This window comes from Rhodococcus sp. B10, assembly GCF_011770055.1.
Lineage (GTDB): Bacteria > Actinomycetota > Actinomycetes > Mycobacteriales > Mycobacteriaceae > Rhodococcoides > Rhodococcoides kyotonensis_B.
The window spans coordinates 58854-80430 of sequence record NZ_JAAFYV010000007.1; the positions used below are offsets into that span (position 1 = coordinate 58854).

Sequence of the window (21577 nt, forward strand, 5' to 3'; positions counted from 1 at the left end):
AGCGTCGAACGCAAGATGACAACGGCACTTTTCTGGTACGCGCGTCCCGACCAGGGCTTACTCGCATAGCTCTCCGACGGCACCTGGGACAGGGGGCGCGACACACGTACTCTGTCAGTCGTGTCAGTTGGAAAAACCGTGGCGAAGCTCGCCGGATGTTCCGCACTTGCAGGTGCTCTGTTGGCCGGCGTCATGTTCCCGTTGGCGGGAGGGTTCGGCTACGCGTCCAATCGTGCGGCCGACACCGTCGACAACGTGTCCGCCGAACTGGTCGAGGGTGCTGTTCCCGCGGTGTCGACGATGGTCGACGCCGCAGGCAATCCCATCGCCTGGTTGTACGAGCAGCGGCGATTCGAGGTGCCGAGCGACAAGATCTCCAACGAGATGAAGCTCGCCATCGTCTCCATCGAGGACAAGCGCTTCGCCGAGCACCAGGGCGTGGACTGGCAGGGCACGCTGCGCGCGTTCTTGACCAACACGACGAGCGGCCAGGTCGAGCAGGGCGCGTCGACGCTCGATCAGCAGTACGTGAAGAACTACCAGCTGCTGGTCGTCGCGAAGACCGACGCCGAGCGCCGCGCGGCGATCGAGACGACGCCTGCCCGCAAGATCCGTGAGATCCGGATGGCGCTGACGCTCGACAAGGAACTGACCAAGGACGAGATCCTGACGCGGTACCTGAACCTCGTGCCGTTCGGCAACGCGTCGTTCGGCATCCAGGACGCCGCACAGACGTACTTCGGTGTCGACGCGAGCCAGCTCGACGCCAAGCAGTCCGCGATGCTCGCCGGCATGGTGCAGTCCAGCTCCGCGCTGAATCCGTACACCAACGAGCAGGGCGTCACCGAACGACGAAACATCGTTCTGGACACGATGATCCAGAACATCCCGGACCGGGCCGACGAGTTCCGCGCCGCCAAGTCCGAGCCTCTCGGCGTCCTCCCGACGCCCAACTCGCTACCCCGGGGCTGCATCGCCGCGGGTGACCGCGGATTCTTCTGCGATTACGCACTGCAGTACCTGGCCAACGCAGGTATCAGTCGCGAGCAGATCGACAAGGGCGGATACCTCATCCGTACGACGCTCGATCCGGAGGTCCAGAACTCGACCAAAGCCGCGTTGGTGTCCAACACGAGCCCGACGGTCGACGACGTCGCGACGGTCATGAACGTCGTCGCACCGGGTCAGGATTCTCATCGCATCCTCGCGATGGGCAGTAGCCGCACGTACGGCCTCGACGCCGACGCGGACGAGACCGTGCAGGCTCAGCCGTACTCTCTCGTCGGTCACGGCGCGGGATCGATCTTCAAGGTGTTCACGACGGCAGCGGCGATGGAACGCGGCCTGGGAACGAGCGCGGTGTTGCAGGTGCCGAGACGGGCCGAGGTCAAGGGAATGGGTGACGGAGGTGCCCGCGGCTGCCCGGCTGCCACGTACTGCGTCGAGAACGCGGGTAACTACCCGGCTCAGCTGTCCGTGACCGACGCGTTGGCGCAGTCGCCGAACACCGCGTTCGTGAAGCTGATCGAGTCCGTCGGCGTCACACCGACGGTCGATATGGCGGTGCGTCTCGGGCTGCGGTCGTACGCCGACCCCAACACGTCCGGGTTCGGCGAGCAGAGCATGGCCGACATGCAGAAGTCGCAGAACCTCGGTTCGTTCACCCTCGGACCGACGTGGGTCAATCCGCTCGAGCTCTCGAACGTGGCCGCGACGCTCGCGTCCGGGGGCAAGTGGTGCCCGCCCACGCCGATCGACTCCGTGTTCGACCGTGAGGGCAAGCAGGTTCCGGTGACGCAGCAGGCCTGCGAGCAGGTCGTCGAGCCGGGTCTGGCCAACACGCTCGCGAACGCGATGAGCAAGGACGATCAGCCGGGTGGAACGTCGGCGTCGGCTGCAGGTTCGGTCGGTTGGACGCTTCCGATGGCAGGCAAGACCGGTACCACCGAGTCGCACATGTCGTCCGGATTCCTCGGGTTCACCAACCGTTACGCCGCTGCTGTGCTCACCTACGGTGACTCGCCGACGCCCGGAGAGATCTGCTCGTTCCCGCTGCGCCCGTGCGGCGACGGTAACCTGTTCGGCGGTAACGAGCCGGCCCGCACCTGGTACAACGCGATGAGTCCGGTGGCGACGAAGTTCGGTCCGGTGGAACTGCCGCCGGTGGATCAGAAGTACGTGCGAGGCTCGGCCAACGGACAGGTTCCCGACGTCACGGGTCAGTCGCAGAGTTCGGCGACGTCGACGCTGCAGGGCGCAGGCTTCCAGGTGTCGGTCGCGACCAGTGAGAGCTCGGCCTCCCGCGGGACGGTGACGTCGCAGTCACCGTCGGGTTCGGCCATTCCCGGATCGACCATCACGATCTACGTCAGCGACGGGTCGGTGCGTCAGGCTCCTGCCGCGCCCGCGGTCCCGTCCTTGCCGAACATCGAGATCCCGACCATTCCGCCGAACATTCAGATCCCGGCGATACCGGGGCTCACCGCTCCGAGGTAGGCAGCTTCGCTGCATGTGCACGGAAATACATAGCCGGCTACGTATTTCCGTGCACGTGCGCGGCTCGTCAGAGCCGATCCTTGACCGCTTTCGAGATGCGCGAGCCGTCGGCCTTGCCTGCGGCGAGCGCCGTGGCCGCTTTCATGACCTGGCCCATCTGCTTCATCGCCGGGCGCTCACCGATCTCCTCGGCAATCTGAGCGATCGCGGTGTCCGCGACGTCGGCGAGCTCGGCGTCGGTCAGCGGCGTCGGCAGGTATTCGTCGATGATCTGCGCCTCGGCGCGCTCGTTGGCCGCGAGCTCTCCGCGACCGTTCTCGGTGTAGATCTCGGCGGATTCTCCGCGCTTCTTCGACTCCTTCGCGAGCACCTTGAGCACCTGCTCGTCGGTCAGCTCGGTGGCTTCCTTACCCGAGACTTCCTCGGTCTGAATTGCGGAGAGAAGCATCCGGATCGTTGCGGTGCGGAGTTTGTCCTTCGCCTTCATGGAGGCGGTGAGATCGGATCGGAGCTGGGACTTGAGTTCGGACATGTCACAGAACGCTACGCGGGCTCTCCCCGACACCGCACGTCGATTCCCAGGCCTGACGTATCGTTGGCTGTGTGTTCGTGAACAACAGTGCTACCAACTCCAGCATTCTCGATGCCGCAGCACGTGCTCGTCGGAGCGCAGCGGAGGCACCCGTCCGGAGCGCAGCTCTCGCGACCGCGGGAGCCGCAGCACTCGGGATCGGGTATGCAACGCTCATAGAACGCAACGCATTCACGCTGCGCGAGACGTCGATGGCCGTCCTCGAACCAGGATCCTCTCCGCTGCGCGTGCTGCACATCAGCGACCTGCACATGATGCCGGGCCAGCGCATGAAACAAAACTGGCTGCGCGAATTGGACCGGCTCGAACCGGATCTCGTCGTCAACACCGGCGACAATCTGTCGCACATGCGGTCGGTACCTGCCGTCGTTCAGGCCCTCGGCCCGCTTCTCGCGCGTCCCGGCCTGTTCGTGTTCGGTAGCAACGACTACTTCGCGCCGAAGCCGAAGAACCCGCTGCTCTACTTCAAGAAGGAACACAAGCGCGTGCTGGGCGAGTCGCTGCCGTGGCGCGACCTGCGTGCCGCGTTCACCGAGCGCGGATGGCACGACGTGACGCACGTCCGTCGGGAGCTCGAGGTGGCCGGTGTCCGGATCGCGTCGGCGGGCGTCGACGATCCGCATCTGAAGCGCGACCGCTACGACACCATCGCCGGTCAGCCCAATCCGCTGGCAGATCTGCGCCTGGGCATCACGCACTCCCCCGAGCCGCGTGTCCTCGACCGTTTCGCCGAGGACGGCTACGACCTGGTTCTCGCGGGCCACACGCACGGCGGTCAGCTGTGCCTGCCGTTCTACGGCGCGCTCGTCACCAACTGCCAGCTCGACCGCTCGCGGGTCAAGGGTCCGTCGAAGTGGGGCGCCCACACCCAGCTGCACGTCTCGGCCGGCATCGGCACGTCCCCGTGGGCTCCCGCGCGCTTCTGCTGCAGGCCCGAAGCGACACTGTTGACGCTCACTCCGGCCCCGAGAAAGGGCGGAAAAACCGGGTCCGACGAGGGCGTTTCGCGTTCCGAGGCAGTCGTACGCTAGACTTCTGCACGCGGTACACGGGGTGTGGCGCAGCTTGGTAGCGCGCTTCGTTCGGGACGAAGAGGTCGTGGGTTCGAATCCCGCCACCCCGACAGTGAAACCCCCGGCTCTCATCGAGAGCCGGGGGTTTTCTGCTTCACGGGAACGCCGTCAGAGACCCCGGTCGATGAGGTCGAGAATCTCGTCGCTCGTCGCGGCGTGGATTCGGTCGACGGTCGCGTCCGGAGTCGGACCGAGGTCCGCGAGCAGAGCCGAAAGCCGTTCCGCGATCTCCGCCCGAGACTCTTCGCTCACCTCGGAGACCGCGGCGCGCAGGCGTTCGACGTCGGCGAGCGCGGCCGTCACGGGATCGGGCATCAGTTCGCTTCGGAGAAATTCGGCCACGGCGCGTGAGCTGGGATGGTCGAACACCACTGTCGGAGGCAGCCTGAGGCCCGTCGTCGCGCCGAGCTGGTTGCGCAGCGCGACCGCGGCGAGCGAATCGAATCCGAGTTCCTTGAACGCCTGATCCGGGTCCACCGACTCCGCTGTCTCGTACCCGAGGACGGTCGCGGCGGCAGCGCGGACGAGATCGAGCATCAGGTGCCGTTGTTCCGGGACGGTCCGCTCGGCCAGCGTCTCCGCCCACGCGTCGGGCCCGCTGCCATGGACATCCGACGCCACCTGCGGTGCGCGCACCTGGCGCACGAGGCCGCGGAACAGCGGTGGAACCTCGAGCACGGAACGGTCGAGACGCACCGCGGCCACAACCGGTTCTCCCGACGCCACCGCACTGTCGAACAGCGCGAGCCCCTCGGATTCTCGGAGCGCGATCATCCCGGTTCGCGACGCCCTGGCGCGGTCGATCGGACCGAGCTCGGCCGTCATCGTGCTCAGGGGCGCCCACATGCCCCATTGGATCGACGTCGCAGGCAGGCCGTCCCGGTGCCGACGCAGGGCGAGCGCGTCGAGGAACGTGTTGGCGGCGGCATAGTTTCCTTGACCGGGAGCGCCGAGAACGCCTGCGAGCGAGGAGAACAGCACGAAGGCCTGCACGTCCATGCCCTCGGTCAGCCGGTGCAGATTCCACGCTGCGTCAGCTTTCGGCCGCAGCACGGCGTCGAGCTTCCCCGCGGTCAGGGAGGACAGGGTCGCGTCGTCGACGACGCCTGCCGCATGGACGACGGCCGTCAGCGGATGGTCGGCACTGACCGCATCGAGCAGTGCCGCTGCGGCCTCGAAGTCCGCGACGTCGCACGCGATGATGTCGACATCGGCACCCGCGGACGTCAGTTCGCGGCGCAGATCCTCGGCGGTGTCCGCTTTCGGCCCGCGCCTGCTGGTCAGGATCAGATGCCGGACGCCGTATTTCTCCACGAGGTGGCGGGCGACGAGCGTTCCCAAAGTACCTGTACCACCAGTGATCAGAACCGTGCCGTCTCGGTCCAACACTGTGTCCGATGGCCGTTCCACGGCGTCCAGGCGGCGCATCCGAGGTGCGAACAACGCACCTTCTCGCACGGCCACCTGGGGCTCCCCCATCGCGACGGCCACCTCGACCACCGCGTCCAGGTCGGAGACGTCGTCGACGTCGAGCAGCACAGTGCGACCGGGGTTTTCGTTCTGCGCGGACCCGACGAGACCCCATACTGCGGCCGCGGCGGGATCCACCCGGTCGTCGGGTTCCACGGCCATGGCGCCACGAGTGACGACGACCAGTGGTCCATCCGTATTCGTCATGTCCTCCTGGAGTTCCGTCAGCACACGCGCGCACTGTGCATGCGCGGATTCGACGTCGGCAGTGCTCGCGATCATCAGACGCCGCGAACCGCGTTCGCGCACAGTTGCAGTCGACTCCACCGGGATCCACACCGTGTGATGCAGCCGCCGCGCAGCGCCGACGCGACCATCCTCGGGTGCGACGCGGACAGCGACGACGGTGAGAACCGGCTCTCCGTCGTCGGCGTGCAGACGAAGTCCTTCGGCGGTGCGCGAGACGGTCACGGTACCGACGCCTGTCTTACCGAGAGCAATTCCGGTCAGCTCCGTCGGCGACTCACCGACCGCATCGAGCGCGCCCTGCAGAAGCAACGGATGAACGCCGTAACCGTCTGCGTCGATCCCGTCGTCGAGCGTCACGGCGAACGCGTCCGCCGAGTCGGTGTCGTGCTGAACCACGTTCACGACATCCACGAGAGTGCCTGTTGCGTGCACGGTCTCGGCCGTCGACAGCGTAACCGTGCGGGAACCGTCGTCGTCCGCGGGCACGACGACGACGCGGATGCTCACGGTTCCGGACGCCGGAAACTCGACAGGCTCGTGAAGGGCGAGTGTGCGAATACTGTCGAATCCGACGGTTCCCGCTGCATGCAGCATCAGCTCGACGATCACCGCGGGCAGAAGGGTACGGTCGTCGACGAGCCACGGATCTCGTTGCAGCGACAGCTGTCCGGTGAACACCACCGTGCCGTCGTCCAGTTCGAGCTGGGTTCCGAGCAGCGGGTGGCCTGCGTCGTTCAGGCCCAGATCGGCGGGTTCACCGGCGAACCCGCGCGCCGGGGTCGGCCAGAACGATCGCCGCTGAAACGCGTACGTGGGCAATGCGACTCGGGTGCACCCCGGGAGCACGGCGTCCCAGTCGATCGACGCACCCCACACGAAGGACGACGCCAACGCCCGCATCAAGTCGTGTGGTTCGTCGTCCGTAGGCAGGGTTGCGATCGCGTTCGGCACGACCTCTGCCGCGAGGGCTGTCAGCACCGATCCCGGCCCGACCTCGATCACCGTCGTGACGCCGAGTTCGTCCAGAGCACGCATGCCGTCGTGGAAGCGAACGGGTTCTCGGACGTGCCGCGCCCAGTAGTTCGGTCCCGCGACATCCCCGACTCGGCCGGTCACGTTGGACACCAACGGAATCGACGGCATGCGCAGGGAAAGTCCGGCCGCCGTCCGGCCGAAGTCGTCCAGGACCGGATCCATCAGCGAAGAATGAAACGCGCGTTCGACGCGTAAGCGCGTGACAGTGATGTCCTTCTCTTTCAATTCGTCTGCCACCGAATCGATCTCGCGCACCGGGCCTGCCAGCACGATCGACTGGACCCCGTTGATCCCCGCGACGTCGACGCGGCCGTCCACGATCGCGTCGAGGTCCTCGGCCCGCGCCCGCACGGCGATCATCGCACCCGGCTCGGTCGACTGCATCGCCTTGCCTCGGGCGGTGACCAGCGCGGCCGCGTCGGGCAGGTCGAGCACACCGCTCGCACAGGCCGCCGTGATCTCACCGATCGAATGACCGATCAGACAGTCCGGCGCGAGTCCCCACGATCGCAGCAGCGCATACACCGCGGATTCGACGGCGAACAAAGCAGGTTGGGTGAATTCGGTCCGGTCCAACAGGCCCGCGTCCGATCCCCACATGACCTCCCGCACCGGCATGTCGAGATGCTCGTCGAGTGCGTCGCAGACGTCGTCCAGCGCGGCTGCGAACACCGGAAACGTCTCGTACAACCGCGCGCCCATGCCGAGTCGTTGCGCGCCCTGGCCGGTGAACATCATCGCCGACTTGCCACGTATCCGACTGCCCTCCAGCACATTCGACGCGGCGGTGCCCGCGGCGACGCTCGCGAGACCCGAGCGCAGGTCCGCGAGGTCGTCACCGACGATCGCCGCCCGATGGACGAACGCAGGTCGCCCGGTGGCGAGCGTGTACGCGATGTCTGCAGGCGACGGAGAATCCTCTGTCTCGAGGAACTGCATCAGATTGGCCGCCTGGGCTCGCATCGCGTCGACTGTCTTTCCGGACAGAACCCACACGAGCGGGGCCGCTGTCGACGTCTCGGCAGGCGAGAAGTTCGGTGGCTGTTCGAGAATCATGTGCGCGTTCGTGCCGCTGATACCGAACGACGACACTCCCGCGCGCCGCGGCCTACCGTTCGACGGCCAGGGCACCTCTTCACCGAGCAACCGCACGTCTCCGGCGGTCCAGTCGACGACGCGAGTCGGTGTGTCACCGTACAGACTCCGCGGTAGCGTGCCGTGACGCATCGCCATCACCATCTTGATCACTCCGGCGATGCCGGCCGCCGCCTGGGTGTGTCCGATGTTCGACTTGATCGAACCAAGCCACAACGGGTCGTCGCGTCGGTCCTGGCCGTACGTGGCGATCAGCGCCTGCGCCTCGATCGGGTCGCCGAGTGTCGTTCCGGTTCCGTGCGCTTCGACCGCGTCGATATCAGCGGGTGTGAGACGCGCATCGGCCAGTGCCTGTCGGATGACGCGTTCCTGCGACGGCCCGTTCGGTGCCGTCAGCCCGTTCGATGCCCCGTCCTGGTTGACGGCCGATCCCCGGACGACGGCAAGCACCGGATGGCCGTTGCGACGGGCGTCGTCGAGACGCTCGAGCACCACCATTGCCGAGCCCTCGCTCAGCCCGGTCCCATCTGCTCTGTCGGAGAACGGTTTACAGTGCCCGTCCGCGGCGAGACCACGTTGCCTGCTGAACTCGACGAGCACACCCGGCGTCGCCATCACGGTCGCGCCGCCCGCGAGCGCGAGAGAGCATTCACCGTCGCGCAAAGCCCGTGACGCCAGGTGCATCGCGACGAGCGACGACGAACAGGCGGTGTCGACGGTGACCGCCGGTCCGGTGAAACCGAGTGTGTACGAGATTCGACCGGACGCCACGCTGTTACTGGTGCCGGTCATCAGATAACCCTCGGCATCGACGTTGCGCTGGCTCATCAGGTGAAAGCCGTAGTCGCTGCCCATCATTCCGACGAACACGCCGGTATCCTCGAGACCGGGAGCATCCGGCGGGATGCCTGCACTCTCCAGCGCTTCCCACGCTCGTTCGAGCAGTTGACGGTGCTGCGGGTCCATCGCGACGGCCTCGCGCGGACTGATCCCGAAGAAGGCGGCGTCGAATTCGTCTGCGTCGTACAGGAACCCGCCCTCCTTCATGTACGTCGTGCCCGGCTTCGCCGGATCGGGGTCGTAGACGTCGTCGAGAATCCACCCTCGGTTGTCCGGGTACGGGCCGGCGACGTTCCGCCCGTCGCGGACGAGCCTCCATAAATCCTCAGGCTCGGCCACCCCTCCCGGGTAGCGACATGCCATACCGACGATCGCGATCGGGATGTCGTCCCGTCGCGAACGTGTCTCCTGCGGAACGCTTGTGGAGATGCCGAGCACCTGTGCCTCGAGCTCGCGGGCGAGCGCGTCGGCGGTCGGGTGGTCGAACACCACCGTCGCGGCGAGCGTGACGCCGGTGGCCGACGCCAGGTCGTTGCGTAGCTGCACGGCCGTCAGCGAGTCGAACCCGAGGTTCTTGAACGCGCGTTCGGGGTCGATGTCCTCTTTGCCCTCGTGCCCCAGCACTGCGGCTACGTGCGTCGTGACGAGGTCGAGCACCCGTAGATGACGGGCGTCGGCATCGAGCGAGGCGAGCTCCTCGGCCAATCCGGTCGGAGACTCGGTCGCCGCGGTGCGACGGCGCAGTCCGAGTATTCGGCGCAGGATCGGCGGCGCAGCGCCCGACGCGGCGGTGCGCTTGGACAGGCGCAGCGGGGCGATCAGCGGGCGGTCCACCGCGAGTGCGGCGTCGAACAGCGCGAGCCCGGACGCCTGGTCGATGGTGTCCATACCCACGCGGTGCAGACGGCTCAGATCCGTCTCGCTCAGATGCGACGTCATCGCGCTCGGTGTGTCCCACAGTCCCCACGCCATCGCGACGGCAGGCAGACCACGGGCTCGGCGATGCTGGGCAAGGCCGTCGAGGAACACGTTGGCTGCCGCATAGTTCGCTTGTCCTGCTGCGCCGAGAATGCCTGCGGCAGAGGAGAACAGCACGAACGCCTGCAGATCCCTGTCCTTCGTCAGATCGTGTAGATTCCACGCGCCGTCGACCTTGGGACGCATCACGCGGTCGAGCTGCTCGCCGGTCAGGGCCTGGGCGGTGGCGTCGTCGAGCACGCCCGCCGCATGGATCACCCCGACCAGGTCGTCGATGCCGTCGAGCATCGCGGCGACGGCATCTCGATCGGCGACATCACAGGCGACGACGCGTACCTCGGCGTCGGGGATGTCCGGTGCGAGACGGTGCTCGTGCCGACCGACCAGCACCAGCTTCCCGACTCCGTACTTCTCGACGAGATGCCGGGCGACGAGGGAGCCGATCGTTCCCGTTCCGCCGGTGATCAACACCGTTCCGTCCGGCCCGAAGGCAGTGGGTACGGCGTCGTCGACGACGGACTGCGACGCCAGCATCGGGGCCAGCAGGACGCCGCCGCGCATTGCGAGCTGACTTTCGTTGCAGGACAACGCTGCCGACAGGACCGATTCGTCCGGATCGCCGTCCAGGTCCACCATCGTGATCCGATCGGGATGCTCGTGCTGCACCGCACTGATCAGCCCCCAGACAGGCGCCATCGCCACGTCGTCGATCGAGTCGGTGTCCCGGGCGCACACCGCCTGCAGTGTCGTGATCAGAAGTTCGGTCCCGGCCAGTCCGTCGTCGCGGAGCCACTCCTGTACCGCCGACAGTGCGGCGTGGACGCTGTCGTGCGCCCTGGTGGGTGTGTCGTCACCGTCGACCGCGCGCAGATCCAGTCGAAGAACACGGCCGCCTGCATCTCCCCCGGCCAACGCGTCGAACAGATCGATGGACTGTCGCACAGCCGCATTCGTCATCCCGACCGGTAGCCACTCCACGCGGTAAAGGCTGCCCGTCGTGCCGAGCGTCGGTGCGGTGTCGGTGATGGGTCGTAGCGTCAGGCTGCCGACGGTCAGAACCGGTTGCCCTGTGACGTCGTACACCGCCACCCGGTACCGTTCCGGCCCGATCGGCATGACGTGAACCCTGGCCGCGGTGGCACCCTCGGCGTGCAACCGCACGTCGTTCCACGCGAACGGCAATCGGACACCGGGGGCGGGGGCGGGAGTGGAGCCTGCAGGAACGACCTGGGGAGGAGTGGTGCCTGTCGTCGCCTCGGCTAGCGCGATGACGTGCAGCGTAGCGTCGAGCAGTGCAGGGTGAATTCCGTACCCGGCGACCGCGTCGGCGGCGTCGTCCGCGTTCAGCACCACATCCCCGAACAACTCGTCGCCGCGTCGCCACGCACGACGCAGCCCTCGGAACAGCGGGCCGTACTCGTAGCCTGTCGTGTCGAGGGCGTCGTACATGCCGTCGATGTCGACCGGGTCGGCGTCGGGTGGCCAGGGCTGTTCGTTCCCGTCGTAGAACGTCGTTCCAGCGCTCATCGTTCCGGTCGCATGCATCGTCCACGGATGGTCCGACGACGCGGTGACGGGTCGTGAATGCACCGCAACGGTCGACGACCCGCTACCCAAGTCACCCTGCACGGATACCTGCACCGCGACCTCGCCGTCGGCCGGGACGACGAGGGGCACCGCGACGACCAGGTCGTCGATCCGGTCGCACCCGACGCGTTGGCCCACATGCAACGCCAGTTCGACGAACGCCGTGCCGGGAAGCAGAAGTGTGCCGTTCACGCCATGGTCCGCGAGCCACGGAAGTCGGTGCGACGACAGCACTCCGGTCGCGACGACGCCACTCCCGTCACCGAGAACCATCGAGGCAGCCAGCATCGGATGCCCACCCGGATCCACACCGGCCGACGTCACGTCCCCGTCGGGCACGACGGCATCGAGCCAGAAGCGGCGGTGCTGAAACGCGTAGGTGGGGAGATCGATCCATTCGTGCGTCCCGCGACGCGCCCAGTCGATCTTGTCGAAATCGATGTCGATGCCGTTCACATGCGCTTCGGCGAGTGCGGATGTGAACCGACGCAGACCTGCGCGGTCGCGTCGCAGTGTGCCGATCGCTTTACCGGAGACACCTGCCGAGTCCAGGGTTTCCTGCAGCGCCGCGGTCAGGATCGGGTGCGGCGCGACTTCGACGAACTGGCGGTACCCCTGTGCTGCAAGGGTTCTCACCGCATCGTCGAATCGGACGGTGTGGCGGAGGTTGCGATACCAGTACTGCCCGCCCAACTCGGCGCCGTCGACGACCCCGCCTGTCACGGACGAGACGAACGGGATGGCGCTCCGCACGGGCATCACCGATGCCAACGCGGCCTGGATCGGCTCGCGCAGATTCGACACGTCCGCGTGGTGCGACGCGTAGTCGACCGCGAGTCGTTTGGCCTGGATGCCTCGGCTCTGCCACTCCGCGACGAGCGTGTCGAGCTCGTCACCGTGCCCGGACACCACCGTGGCCGTCGGTCCGTTGACGGCCGCGACTTCCACACTGGACGAACGTCTTTCGAGATCGGACCGCACGTCGACGGCCGGCAGCGCCACCGAGGCCATCCCTCCACGCCGGTCTGCGGACGAGAAGATCACCGCGCTGCGTGCCGCGACCACCAGGGCCGCGTCGGGAAGAGTGAGGGCGCCCGCCACGTGGGCCGCAGCGATCTCACCTTGCGAATGCCCCACCACCGCAGCAGGTTCGACGCCGTAGGACTGCCACATCCGAGCCAACGACACCATGACGGCGAAGAGAGCGGGCTGGACGACGTCGACGCGATCGAGCAATTCTGCGTCGTTCAACGCATCGAGAACCGAGACGGTCATGTAGGGCTGTAGTGCTTCTGCACAGTCGTGCATCGCGGCGGCGAACACCGCGGACGATTCGATCAATTCGGTTGCCATTCCGACCCATTGGGCGCCTTGACCGGAGAAGACGAACACGGGCCGGTCACCTGCGTCGTGCGCAGCGCCGAGAACGAGGCTCGGGTGCGGGTCACCGCGCGCCAACGCGTCGAGGCCACCGAGTAGCTCGTCGGTCGTGGTGCCCACCAGCCCAGCTCGCCGATCGAAGCGGGCGCGGCCGTGGATCAGCGATGCCGCCACAGCCGCCGGGTCGTGATCGGGCCCGACTGCTGCGCGCAACCGGGCAGCTTGATCGCGCAGTGCCGCGTCGGTGTGTCCGGACAGTACCCAGGCGACAGGGTCGTCGGACGTCTCGCCGGACACGGCGTCGACAGCGGGAGGTTCTTCGAGGACCACGTGCGCATTGGTGCCGCTGATGCCGAACGACGACACCGCTGCCCGACGCGGCCTGCCGGTCTCGGGCCAGGGCACGGGTTCTTCGAGAAGCCTCACTCCACCGGACGACCAGTCGACGTGCGGCGTCGGCGCGTCGACGTGCAGCGTCCGGGGCAGCACACCGTGCCGCATCGCCATGATCATCTTGATGACGCCCGCGGCACCCGCTGCGGCCTGTGTGTGTCCGAGGTTCGATTTGACCGACCCGAGCCACAACGGGCTCTCGCGGCGGGTGCGGCCGTAGGTGGCGAGGAGGGCCTGCGCTTCGATCGGATCGCCCAGCGTCGTTCCGGTGCCGTGTGCTTCGACGACGTCGACGTCCTCCGGTCGAAGCTCGGCGCCCGCGAGCGCCTGCGCGATGACGCGTTGTTGCGCTTGCCCGTTCGGTGCGGTCAGTCCGTTGCTCGCGCCGTCCTGGTTCACCGAACTACCGCGCACGACGGCGAGTATCCGACGACCGTGGCGCTTCGCGTCGGACAGCCGCTCGAGAGCGATCATCGCCGCGCCCTCGCCCCACGCGGTGCCGTCGGCAGCTGCGGAGAACGCCTTGCATCTGCCGTCACGCGCGAGGCCGCGCTGGCGGCTGAACTCGACGAACACGGCAGGCGTCGCCATGATCGTCGCGCCGCCCGCGAGCGCGAGTGCGCAGTCACCGCTGCGTAACGCCTGTGCCGCCAGATGCAGGGACACGAGCGACGACGAGCACGCAGTGTCGACGGTGACGGCGGGCCCGGTGAGTCCGAGGCTGTACGCGATACGGCCCGACGCGACGCTCATCGCGTTGCCGGTGATGAAGTAGCCCTGTAGTTCCTCGGGTGGCATTCCGCCGACGCGCGAGGCGTAGTCGATGCCGGACAATCCGGTGAACACGCCGACCTGTCGGCCGTGCACCGATCTGGGGTCTATGCCCGCATGTTCGAGGGTCTCCCAGCTGGTTTCGAGCAGCGCGCGTTGCTGCGGATCCATCGCGAGGGCTTCGCGTGGCGAGATGCCGAACACCTCGGGGTCGAAGCCGGCGGGATCGTCGAGGAAGCTGCCGCGCACGGTGTACGTCGTGCCACCGTGCTCGCCTGTCGGGTCGTACAGCGCCGACGACGGCCATCCGCGGTCGTCGGGGAAGTCGGAGACGGTGTCGCGACCCGATTCGACAAGGCGCCACAGGTCGTCGGGTGATCGAACTCCGCCAGGGAATCGGCATCCGAGGCCGATGACGGCGATCGGTTCGCGGGTCGCGTCCTCGGCGTCGCGCAGCTTCTCCCGGGCTTGGTACAGCTCGGCGGTGACCTTCTTCAGATAGTCCAGCAGCGTCGTTCGATCGGCCACGTCGCCCTCCCACACCGACAGCCGTGGACCTCCCCCGATAGTCCCCGAATTCTCGAAGAATCGAGTCTATCCGCGGGAGTCGGCGACGACGGCCGGAACGGGAAAAGCCGCGAGCGACCCGTGCGTGCGAATGTATAGAGGGCTACACATTCGCACGCACGTGCAGCTATGCCGACGCGTTACGCAGCTTCTCGAGCAGCGGCCCGGCCGCCTCGGCCAAGAACCGCTCCTGCGTCTCCCCGCCGACCTGTACGAGCGCGATGTCGGTGAACCCTGCCTCCCAGTACGGCTTGACCGCGTCGACGATGGCGTCCAGATCCGGACCGCACGGAATGGTCTCGGCCACGTCTTCCTTGCGGACGAACTGCGTCGCCCCTGCGAAGCCTGCGGTCGTCGGCAGGTCGGCGTTGACGGCCCATCCACCGGCGAACCAGCGGAACTTGTCGTGCGCCCGCTCGATGGCCGCGTCCTTGTCCGGGTCCCACGAGATCGGAATCTGACCGATGGTGCGCGACGGCCCGTCGTGGTGATCGGCCCATCCCTTGACCAGATCGGGGTTCGGCTCGACGGCGATGAGGTGGTCGGCGTAGGCCGCGAACCGCTCGATCGACTTCTCGCCGGACACCGCGATGCCGATGGGGACACCGTTCTCGGGCAGGTCCCAGATCCGGGCGGAGTCGACGCAGAAGTGCTTCCCCTCGTAGGTGACGAGGCCGCCGGCGTGGAGCTTCTCGATGATCTCCAGCGCCTCGACGAACATGTCCTGACGCTTGTCGATGGACGGCCATCCCTCACCGACGACGTGCTCGTTGAGGTTCTCACCCGTGCCGAGGCCGAGCGTGAAGCGGCCGTCGGCGAGGATCTGCAGCGTCGCAGCCTTCTGGGCGACGACGGCTGGGTGATACCGAATGATCGGGCACGTCACGTACGTCATCAGTTCGACGCGTTCGGTGGCCTGCGCGACGGCTCCCAGCGTGGTCCAGACATAGGGCGCGTGCCCCATCGAGGACAGCCACGGCGAGTAGTGGTCGCTGGCGACCTCGAAGTCGAAGCCGACGTTCTCGGCTTCGACGGCGTACTTCACCAGGTCTTTGGGCCCGGCCTGCTCGGTCATCAGTGTGTAGCCGAAATTGGTCATGCCGTCTCTCCTAAATCGTTGCTACGGAACCGGAGTCGACCCGGTAGTTCGAACCGTTGACGAAACTCGCGCGATCGGAACACAGGAACACGACGACCGATGCCACTTCGTCGGGCTCGCCGCGTCGGCCCAATTCCATGAACGGGCGTTCTTCGGCGAGGAAGCCCTCGATGGCGCCCTCGCGGTCGGTGCCTTCTTCTTCGGCTCGCTTGTCCATCATCGCGTCGGTCATCGGCGTGTGGATGAACGCCGGTGACACGGCGTTGACGAGCAATCCTTCCGACGCGTAACTGCGCGAAAGTCCCTTCGACAGCGCAAGTACGCCCGCTTTGGCTGCGCAGTAGGGCAATTCGTCGTCGTACGGCTGCACGGCGTCCTCGGACGTGAGCAGCACGATGCGGCCCCAGCCGCCGCGTCGCAACGCGGGAAGGAACGCGCGCAGCAACCTCACCGGCCCCATGAGGTCGATGTCGATGGTGCTGGCCCACCCCTCTTCGTCGATTTCGTGGAACAGTCCTTGTGCGCCGGTGACTCCCGACGATTGCACCAGAATGTCGATGTCGCCGACGGCTTTCTGCACGTTCGCCGCCAGGTCCTCGACCTCGGCGGTCTTGGTCACGTCTGCCGGAAAGGCGAACAAGCGACCTTCGGGCGCGTCGAGTTCGTTCTTCGCTTCCTCCAGTTTGTTCGGATCACGATCGCTCATGACGACGGTGGCGCCTTCTTCGAGAAGTAATTTCGCAGTGTGCCAACCGATTCCGGAATCGGCGCCGGTGACGAGCGCGGTCCGTCCTTCGATACCCAGGTCCATCAGATTCTCTGCTCCGATCGAAAAGTAGCTAGTTCGAACTTGCGTCGTGCTCGTGCGCGATGGTCAGCGCTGCGTTCACGAGTGCGAGGTGGCTGAGCCCTTGCGGGAAGTTACCCAGGAACGACCCATCCGAAGCATCGATCATCTCGCTGTACAGACCGACGTCGTTGGACAGCTCGACCAGCTGATCCATCAGCGCCTTCGCCTCGTCGACGCGGCCGACGCACGACAACGCGGACACTCGCCAGAACGCACACGCGACGAAGGTGGCCTCTTCCTTGTCGACGCCGCTGTAGCGATAGAGCAGCGGGCCGACGCCGAGTTCGTCGCCGAGCGCGTCGATGGTCGACGACAGGCGTTCGCCGCGGTCGTAATTCATCTCTGCCGCAAGGAGAACGGACGCGTCGAGACTGTTCGAGCCCGGGTAGGCCATGTACGCCTGCCGTTCGTCCGACCAGCACTCGTTCTCGATGAAGTCCCGGATGCGTTCCTTCTCCGCCCGCCACCGGTCCGGCACGCCGGGGATCTGTCCCAGCTCGGCGAGGTGCACAGCGCAGTCGAGCGCCTGCCAGCATCCGAGCTTAGAGTTGGTGTAGTGGTGTTCCTCCTCCAACTCCCAGATTCCCGCGTCGCGACGCTGCCAGGAGTCGCACGCCTCGTCGGCGATGCTCGCCAACAGGCGTCCGGTGTCGGCGTCGAGAATGTTGCCGCCGTCGACGTAGAGGCGAACGATGGAGAACAGATCACCGAATATGCCCAGCTGCAACTGATCGGCTGCTCGGTTGCCGTTCACGACGGGTCCGATTCCGCGCCATCCGGGTATGTCCGGCTTCTCGGTTCCGCCGGGAGCGTCTCCGCCGAGGGTGTAGAACACGCCGACGAGGGGGTCGTTGGCACGAATCACCTTCAGCAGCCAAGCAACTGCACCGTGCACTTCCTCGCGCATCCCGAATCTCAACATCGCGCGGATCGTGTACGCGGTATCGCGAACCCAGGCATAGCGGTAGTCCCAGTTCTTGCCTCCGGTCCTGTTCTCCGGAAGTGACGTCGTCGCCGCGGCCGCGATGGCCCCGGACGGCGCGTGCAGCAACAGCTTCAGAGCGAGCGCACTGCGTTCGACATGATCGGTCCACGGCCCGTCGTAGGAGAACTCCTCGGACCAGACGCGCCAATTGCCGATGGTCCGATCCACGCGCTCGGCCACCTTGACCGGCTCGGGCAGGTGCAGCGGCTCGTTCTCGGTTGCGACGAGCCCGACGAGATGCCGTGAGTCCGGCGAGGTGGTGAAAGTGCCTCCGACGCTCTGCGATTCGATCGTCACGTCGTCGGCGTTCAATGTTCGCATCGCCATCGTCACGCCGTCCGCGCGGAGCACCGTCCCGTAGGCGGTGTCGTATGCCCACGGCGACGTCATTCCCATCATCGTGCCGGGAGCCACGCGCCACCGCATCTCGACCGCTCCGTCGATTCCATCGACCCGACGGGCCAGCTCGACCCACGGAAGACGGCCTGCCACACCGGTATTGAGCGAATCGAGGACGCGCACCGATCCGCTGCGAGTCGTGTAGACCGTCGACAACACGTTGGTGCCGTCGACGAAATCGCGCTCGACGGTGAAGTCCTCCGCCGGCGCCAGCGCGAAACAGCCGCCGTGCTCGGCGTCGAGCAGCGCCGCGAACGGGGGAGGCGAATCGAGGTTGGGAAGTGGAAGCCAGTCGATCCGGCCGTCGTCGGCGATCATCGCGACGGTGCGCCCGTCGCCGATTGCCGCGTAGTTCTCGATGCCTGTGTAGCCCTGCTGACGACTCATGCGTCGATCAGTCTCCCGATGGGGCTGTCGCTCAACTTCTCGATCAGATCGGCGGGGTCGTCGTACACGTCTTCTGCTCCGGCAGCGCGCAATTCGGCGTCGGGGACACCACCGCACCGGACCGCGAGACATGTGACACCCGCCGCGCGAGACGCCTTCATGTCCCACACGCTGTCGCCGACCAGGACTGCGTTCTCGGCCGGAATTCCCGCACGCTGCAACGCCACGTCGACGAGTTCCGGGCTCGGCTTCGCGTCTTCGGCATCCTCCGACGACGTCACCACGGACACGATGTCCTCGACGTCGAGAAGGTCACGCAGTGTCGCGAGCTCCGATTCGGGTGCCGACGTCGCGAGCACGACGGTCAGTCCCTCGTCCTCGATCCGCTGCAGCAGTTCGCGCGCACCGGGAAGAATCTGCAGACGGCCACTGGCGTCGCTGTAGTAGTCGCTGTGCAGGTCCTTCGCTTCGAGCGCCACGGCGCTGTCGGACGCCCCGACCAGTGCTTCGAGCAGTTTGTCTCCGTCCATGCCGATGCATCGGTGGATCCTCCAGGACGGTACGGCCACACCCGCGTCCGCGAACGCCCTCGACCACGTGTCGACGTGCACGTAGTTGGAGTCCACGAGTGTGCCGTCGATGTCGAACAGAACTGCGCCGGGACGTGAAGTCATGGCACCGAACTACCCACCGGTTTGTTCCACGAAACAAATCGACGAAGGGGACCCCTCGAACGAGGAGTCCCCTTCTACCGTGAAACGACAGGTCAGACCTGCGCCTGCCACATCCAGTGCAGCTGCTCGAGGCGAGCGGTGATGGCGATGAGCAGGTCCTGCGTCACCGGATCCGCGGCCTCGGTGTCGGCGATGCGTCCACGCAGCCGATCGACGACGGCAGCGAGGTTGTCGACGACGGCGGCCGTCACCTCGTCGTCCTTCGTCCATCCGGTGCCGAAGCCCTTGGTGCCTGCGGTTGCCGACACCGTCTCGGAGCGGCCGTCAGGACTGACACCGATCGCGGTGGCGCGCTCGGCTGCCTCGTCGGTGAAATCACGTGCCGCAGTGACCAACTCGTCGAGAGCGAGGTGCACGGATCGGAAGTTCTTTCCGATCACGTTCCAGTGCGCCTGCTTGGCGATGAGCGAGAGATCGATCAGGTCGACGACGGTGCCCTGCAAGGCATCTCCGGCAATTTTCTGCTGTCCGGCGTCGAGGGTGCTGGTGATGGGGTTGGTCATCTCTTACCTCCTGTTGGTGAGAGGATCATACTTTTTCGGCTTCGTCACCGGGGGTGGTAGGCGACTGGCTCGTGGTGGGGGCCGCGTCGGACTGCCCTGCGCGGACACCCTCCTCGACCTTCTTGCCGAGATCGGCGTCGACGTTGCGCCAGTATTCGAAGACCCTCTGCAGAACCGGCTCGGTCACTCCGTTGAGTGCGTGTCCGATGATGTTTGACGCCAGGCGTTCTCGTTGCGCGTCGTCCATGACCTCGCGAACGAGGATGCCCGCCTGGACGAAATCGCCGTCCTCGGGGTGTTCGACGTACCCGGTGCGCACGAATCGCGGTTCGAAGTCCCAGGATCCGTCGTTGCCGTACTTCGCGCTGTCCGCATGCGGTCCGCCGTACGAGTTCGGCGCGTAGACCGGCGTCTCGGGAGAGTTGAACGCGTACCGCATCGACCCCTCCTTCGAGTAGGTGTTCACCGGCGACTTCGGCGCGTTGACCGGCAGCTGCGCGTAGTTGGTTCCGATGCGGTATCGGTGCGCGTCGGCGTAGGAGAAGATCCGGCCGAGCAGCATCTTGTCGGGGCTGGCAGCGATGCCTGGCACGAGGTTCGACGGCTCGAACGAGCTCTGCTCGATCTGCGCGTGGAAGTTCTCCGGGTTGCGGTTCAGCGTCAGCTTGCCGACCTTGATCTTCGGGTAGTCCTTCTGCGACCAGACCTTCGTCAGATCGAAGGGGTTGTACCGATAGTTCTCCGCGTCGTCGTACGGCATGACCTGAATGTAGAAGTCCCAGCTCGGGAAGTTGCCTTCCTTGATGGCGCCGAACAGATCCTGACGGTGGTTGTCGGGCGACGTACCCGCCAGCTCGTCGGCCTTCTCCTGCGTCAGGAAGTCGATGCCCTGGTTGGTCTTGAAGTGGAACTTGACCCAGAAACGCTCGTCGGATGCGTTGATGAACTGGTATGTGTGCGAACCGAACCCGTCCATGTGACGGTAGCTGCGCGGGATACCGCGATCACCCATCAGCCACGTCACCTGGTGCGCCGATTCGGGAGAGAGCGTCCAGAAGTCCCACTGCATGTTGTGGTCGCGCAGACCGGAATCGGGCATGCGCTTCTGGCTTCGGATGAAGTCCTGGAACTTGATGGGGTCCTTGACGAAGAACACCGGCGTGTTGTTGCCGACGAGGTCCCAGTTGCCCTCGGTTGTGTAGAACTTGAGCGCGAAACCCCTTGGGTCACGCCAGGTGTCGGGGCTACCCTGCTCGCCTGCCACCGTCGAGAACCGTGCCAGTGCCTCGGTCGTCACACCCTTCTGCAGGGCCGCGGCCTTCGTGTACTGCGAGATGTCCTCTGTGATCTCGAGAACGCCGAACGCGCCCGAACCCTTGGCGTGCACCACTCGCTCGGGCACACGCTCACGGTTGAACTGCGCCATCTTCTCGATCAGGTAGTGATCGTGGAGCAGAATCGGCCCCTGCGTGCCTGCGGTCAGCGACTGGTCGTCGCTGGGAACCGGAATGCCGGAGTTGGTGGTCGTGGGGTTGGTCATGTCTGCATGCCTCCTGGTCGGTTGGCTGGGCGCCTTCCGAGGGGCTGGCTCGGAAGGCAAGAACAGTGCATGGAACTACGGGGTACCGGTAACCGAAACGTTCGCTGCGGAAGCACGCGCTGCCGAGACACACTCGGAACACAGCCCCCAGAACACGATTTCGGCTTCCTCGACGACGAATCCCTGGGAATCCGACGGGTCGAGGCACGGCGCCGCGCCGATCGCGCAATCGACGTCGACCACTTTCTGACAACTTCTACACACGAGGTGGTGATGGTTGTCGCCTATCCGGGTCTCGTACAGCGCAGGAGATCCGGCCGGCTCGATGCGTCGCAACAGACCGGCTTTCACACACGCGCGGAGCACGTCGTAGACCGCCTGCGTCGACACCGAACCGGTTTCGGCCCGTACCACCGCTGCCACGTCGTCGGCATCCGAATGCGGCCGGGCTGCGACTGCATTCAGGACTGCCACACGCGGACCGGTGACACGGAGACCGACGCTGCGCAGCAGCGCGGCCGGATCCGTGGTCACGGCGTCCTTGGGCATGCATT

General features: G+C 66.3%; 11 protein-coding genes and 1 tRNA gene. 3 read left to right on the top strand and 9 right to left on the bottom strand.

The window, feature by feature from the left end:
- Positions 1-138 precede the first annotated feature (138 nt).
- On the top strand, positions 139-2496 hold the full coding sequence (locus RhoFasB10_RS06715) for a penicillin-binding protein (RefSeq protein ID WP_068426639.1): 2358 nt from the start codon (positions 139-141) through the stop codon (positions 2494-2496).
- A 67-nt stretch (positions 2497-2563) separates the two neighbouring features.
- On the opposite strand, the gene RhoFasB10_RS06720 is transcribed toward RhoFasB10_RS06715, so the two are convergent.
- Entirely contained in the window at positions 2564-3028 is a 465-nt protein-coding gene (locus RhoFasB10_RS06720; RefSeq protein ID WP_068426643.1) for a GatB/YqeY domain-containing protein, read from the bottom strand.
- Between the two features lie 104 nt (positions 3029-3132).
- On the opposite strand from RhoFasB10_RS06720, the gene RhoFasB10_RS06725 reads away from it, so the two are divergent.
- Together RhoFasB10_RS06725 and RhoFasB10_RS06730 are read left to right on the top strand one after the other, a co-directional pair.
- Positions 3133-4119 (top strand): metallophosphoesterase, encoded by a 987-nt coding sequence (locus tag RhoFasB10_RS06725; protein ID WP_068426697.1) that lies wholly within the window; start codon positions 3133-3135, stop codon positions 4117-4119.
- Positions 4120-4137: 18 nt separating this feature from the next.
- Positions 4138-4211: transfer RNA gene (locus RhoFasB10_RS06730), tRNA-Pro, on the top strand.
- Positions 4212-4269: 58 nt separating this feature from the next.
- Here RhoFasB10_RS06730 and RhoFasB10_RS06735 read toward each other — a convergent pair.
- The 8 genes from RhoFasB10_RS06735 to RhoFasB10_RS06770 all read right to left on the bottom strand — a co-directional run bounded on the left by RhoFasB10_RS06735 (position 4270) and on the right by RhoFasB10_RS06770 (position 21572).
- Positions 4270-14487: a type I polyketide synthase gene (locus RhoFasB10_RS06735; protein ID WP_167675687.1), complete on the bottom strand. Its 10218-nt coding sequence runs from the start codon at positions 14485-14487 to the stop codon at positions 4270-4272.
- 166 nt (positions 14488-14653) lie between these two features.
- Positions 14654-15625: an LLM class F420-dependent oxidoreductase gene (locus RhoFasB10_RS06740; RefSeq protein ID WP_167675689.1), complete on the bottom strand. Its 972-nt coding sequence runs from the start codon at positions 15623-15625 to the stop codon at positions 14654-14656.
- A gap of 10 nt (positions 15626-15635) precedes the next feature.
- Positions 15636-16436 (bottom strand): SDR family oxidoreductase, encoded by an 801-nt coding sequence (locus RhoFasB10_RS06745; protein WP_167675691.1) that lies wholly within the window; start codon positions 16434-16436, stop codon positions 15636-15638.
- Between the two features lie 28 nt (positions 16437-16464).
- Positions 16465-18246 (bottom strand): glycoside hydrolase family 15 protein, encoded by a 1782-nt coding sequence (locus RhoFasB10_RS06750; protein WP_167675693.1) that lies wholly within the window; start codon positions 18244-18246, stop codon positions 16465-16467.
- On the bottom strand, positions 18243-18920 hold the full coding sequence (locus tag RhoFasB10_RS06755) for an HAD family hydrolase (protein ID WP_167675695.1): 678 nt from the start codon (positions 18918-18920) through the stop codon (positions 18243-18245). Before RhoFasB10_RS06755 ends, RhoFasB10_RS06750 begins: the two co-directional genes overlap by 4 nt.
- Before the next feature lie 92 nt (positions 18921-19012).
- The gene (locus RhoFasB10_RS06760) at positions 19013-19483 is read right to left on the bottom strand and encodes a DNA starvation/stationary phase protection protein (RefSeq protein WP_068426653.1); all 471 of its coding nucleotides are present in this window, start codon (positions 19481-19483) and stop codon (positions 19013-19015) included.
- Positions 19484-19508: 25 nt separating this feature from the next.
- Entirely contained in the window at positions 19509-21023 is a 1515-nt protein-coding gene (locus RhoFasB10_RS06765; RefSeq protein ID WP_167675697.1) for a catalase, read from the bottom strand.
- A gap of 75 nt (positions 21024-21098) precedes the next feature.
- On the bottom strand, positions 21099-21572 hold the full coding sequence (locus RhoFasB10_RS06770; protein ID WP_167675699.1) for a Fur family transcriptional regulator: 474 nt from the start codon (positions 21570-21572) through the stop codon (positions 21099-21101).
- Positions 21573-21577: the final 5 nt, after the last annotated feature.

Bases quoted from the DNA above. Each gene is read 5' to 3' on its own strand.
- RhoFasB10_RS06720 (WP_068426643.1), bottom strand. From the start codon at position 3,028: ATGTCCGAACTCAAGTCCCAGCTCCGATCCGATCTCACCGCCTCCATG.
- RhoFasB10_RS06740 (WP_167675689.1), bottom strand. From the start codon at position 15,625: ATGACCAATTTCGGCTACACACTGATGACCGAGCAGGCCGGGCCCAAA.
- RhoFasB10_RS06745 (WP_167675691.1), bottom strand. From the start codon at position 16,436: ATGGACCTGGGTATCGAAGGACGGACCGCGCTCGTCACCGGCGCCGAT.
- RhoFasB10_RS06750 (WP_167675693.1), bottom strand. From the start codon at position 18,246: ATGAGTCGTCAGCAGGGCTACACAGGCATCGAGAACTACGCGGCAATC.
- RhoFasB10_RS06755 (WP_167675695.1), bottom strand. From the start codon at position 18,920: ATGACTTCACGTCCCGGCGCAGTTCTGTTCGACATCGACGGCACACTC.
- RhoFasB10_RS06760 (WP_068426653.1), bottom strand. From the start codon at position 19,483: ATGACCAACCCCATCACCAGCACCCTCGACGCCGGACAGCAGAAAATT.
- RhoFasB10_RS06765 (WP_167675697.1), bottom strand. From the start codon at position 21,023: ATGACCAACCCCACGACCACCAACTCCGGCATTCCGGTTCCCAGCGAC.
- RhoFasB10_RS06770 (WP_167675699.1), bottom strand. From the start codon at position 21,572: ATGCCCAAGGACGCCGTGACCACGGATCCGGCCGCGCTGCTGCGCAGC.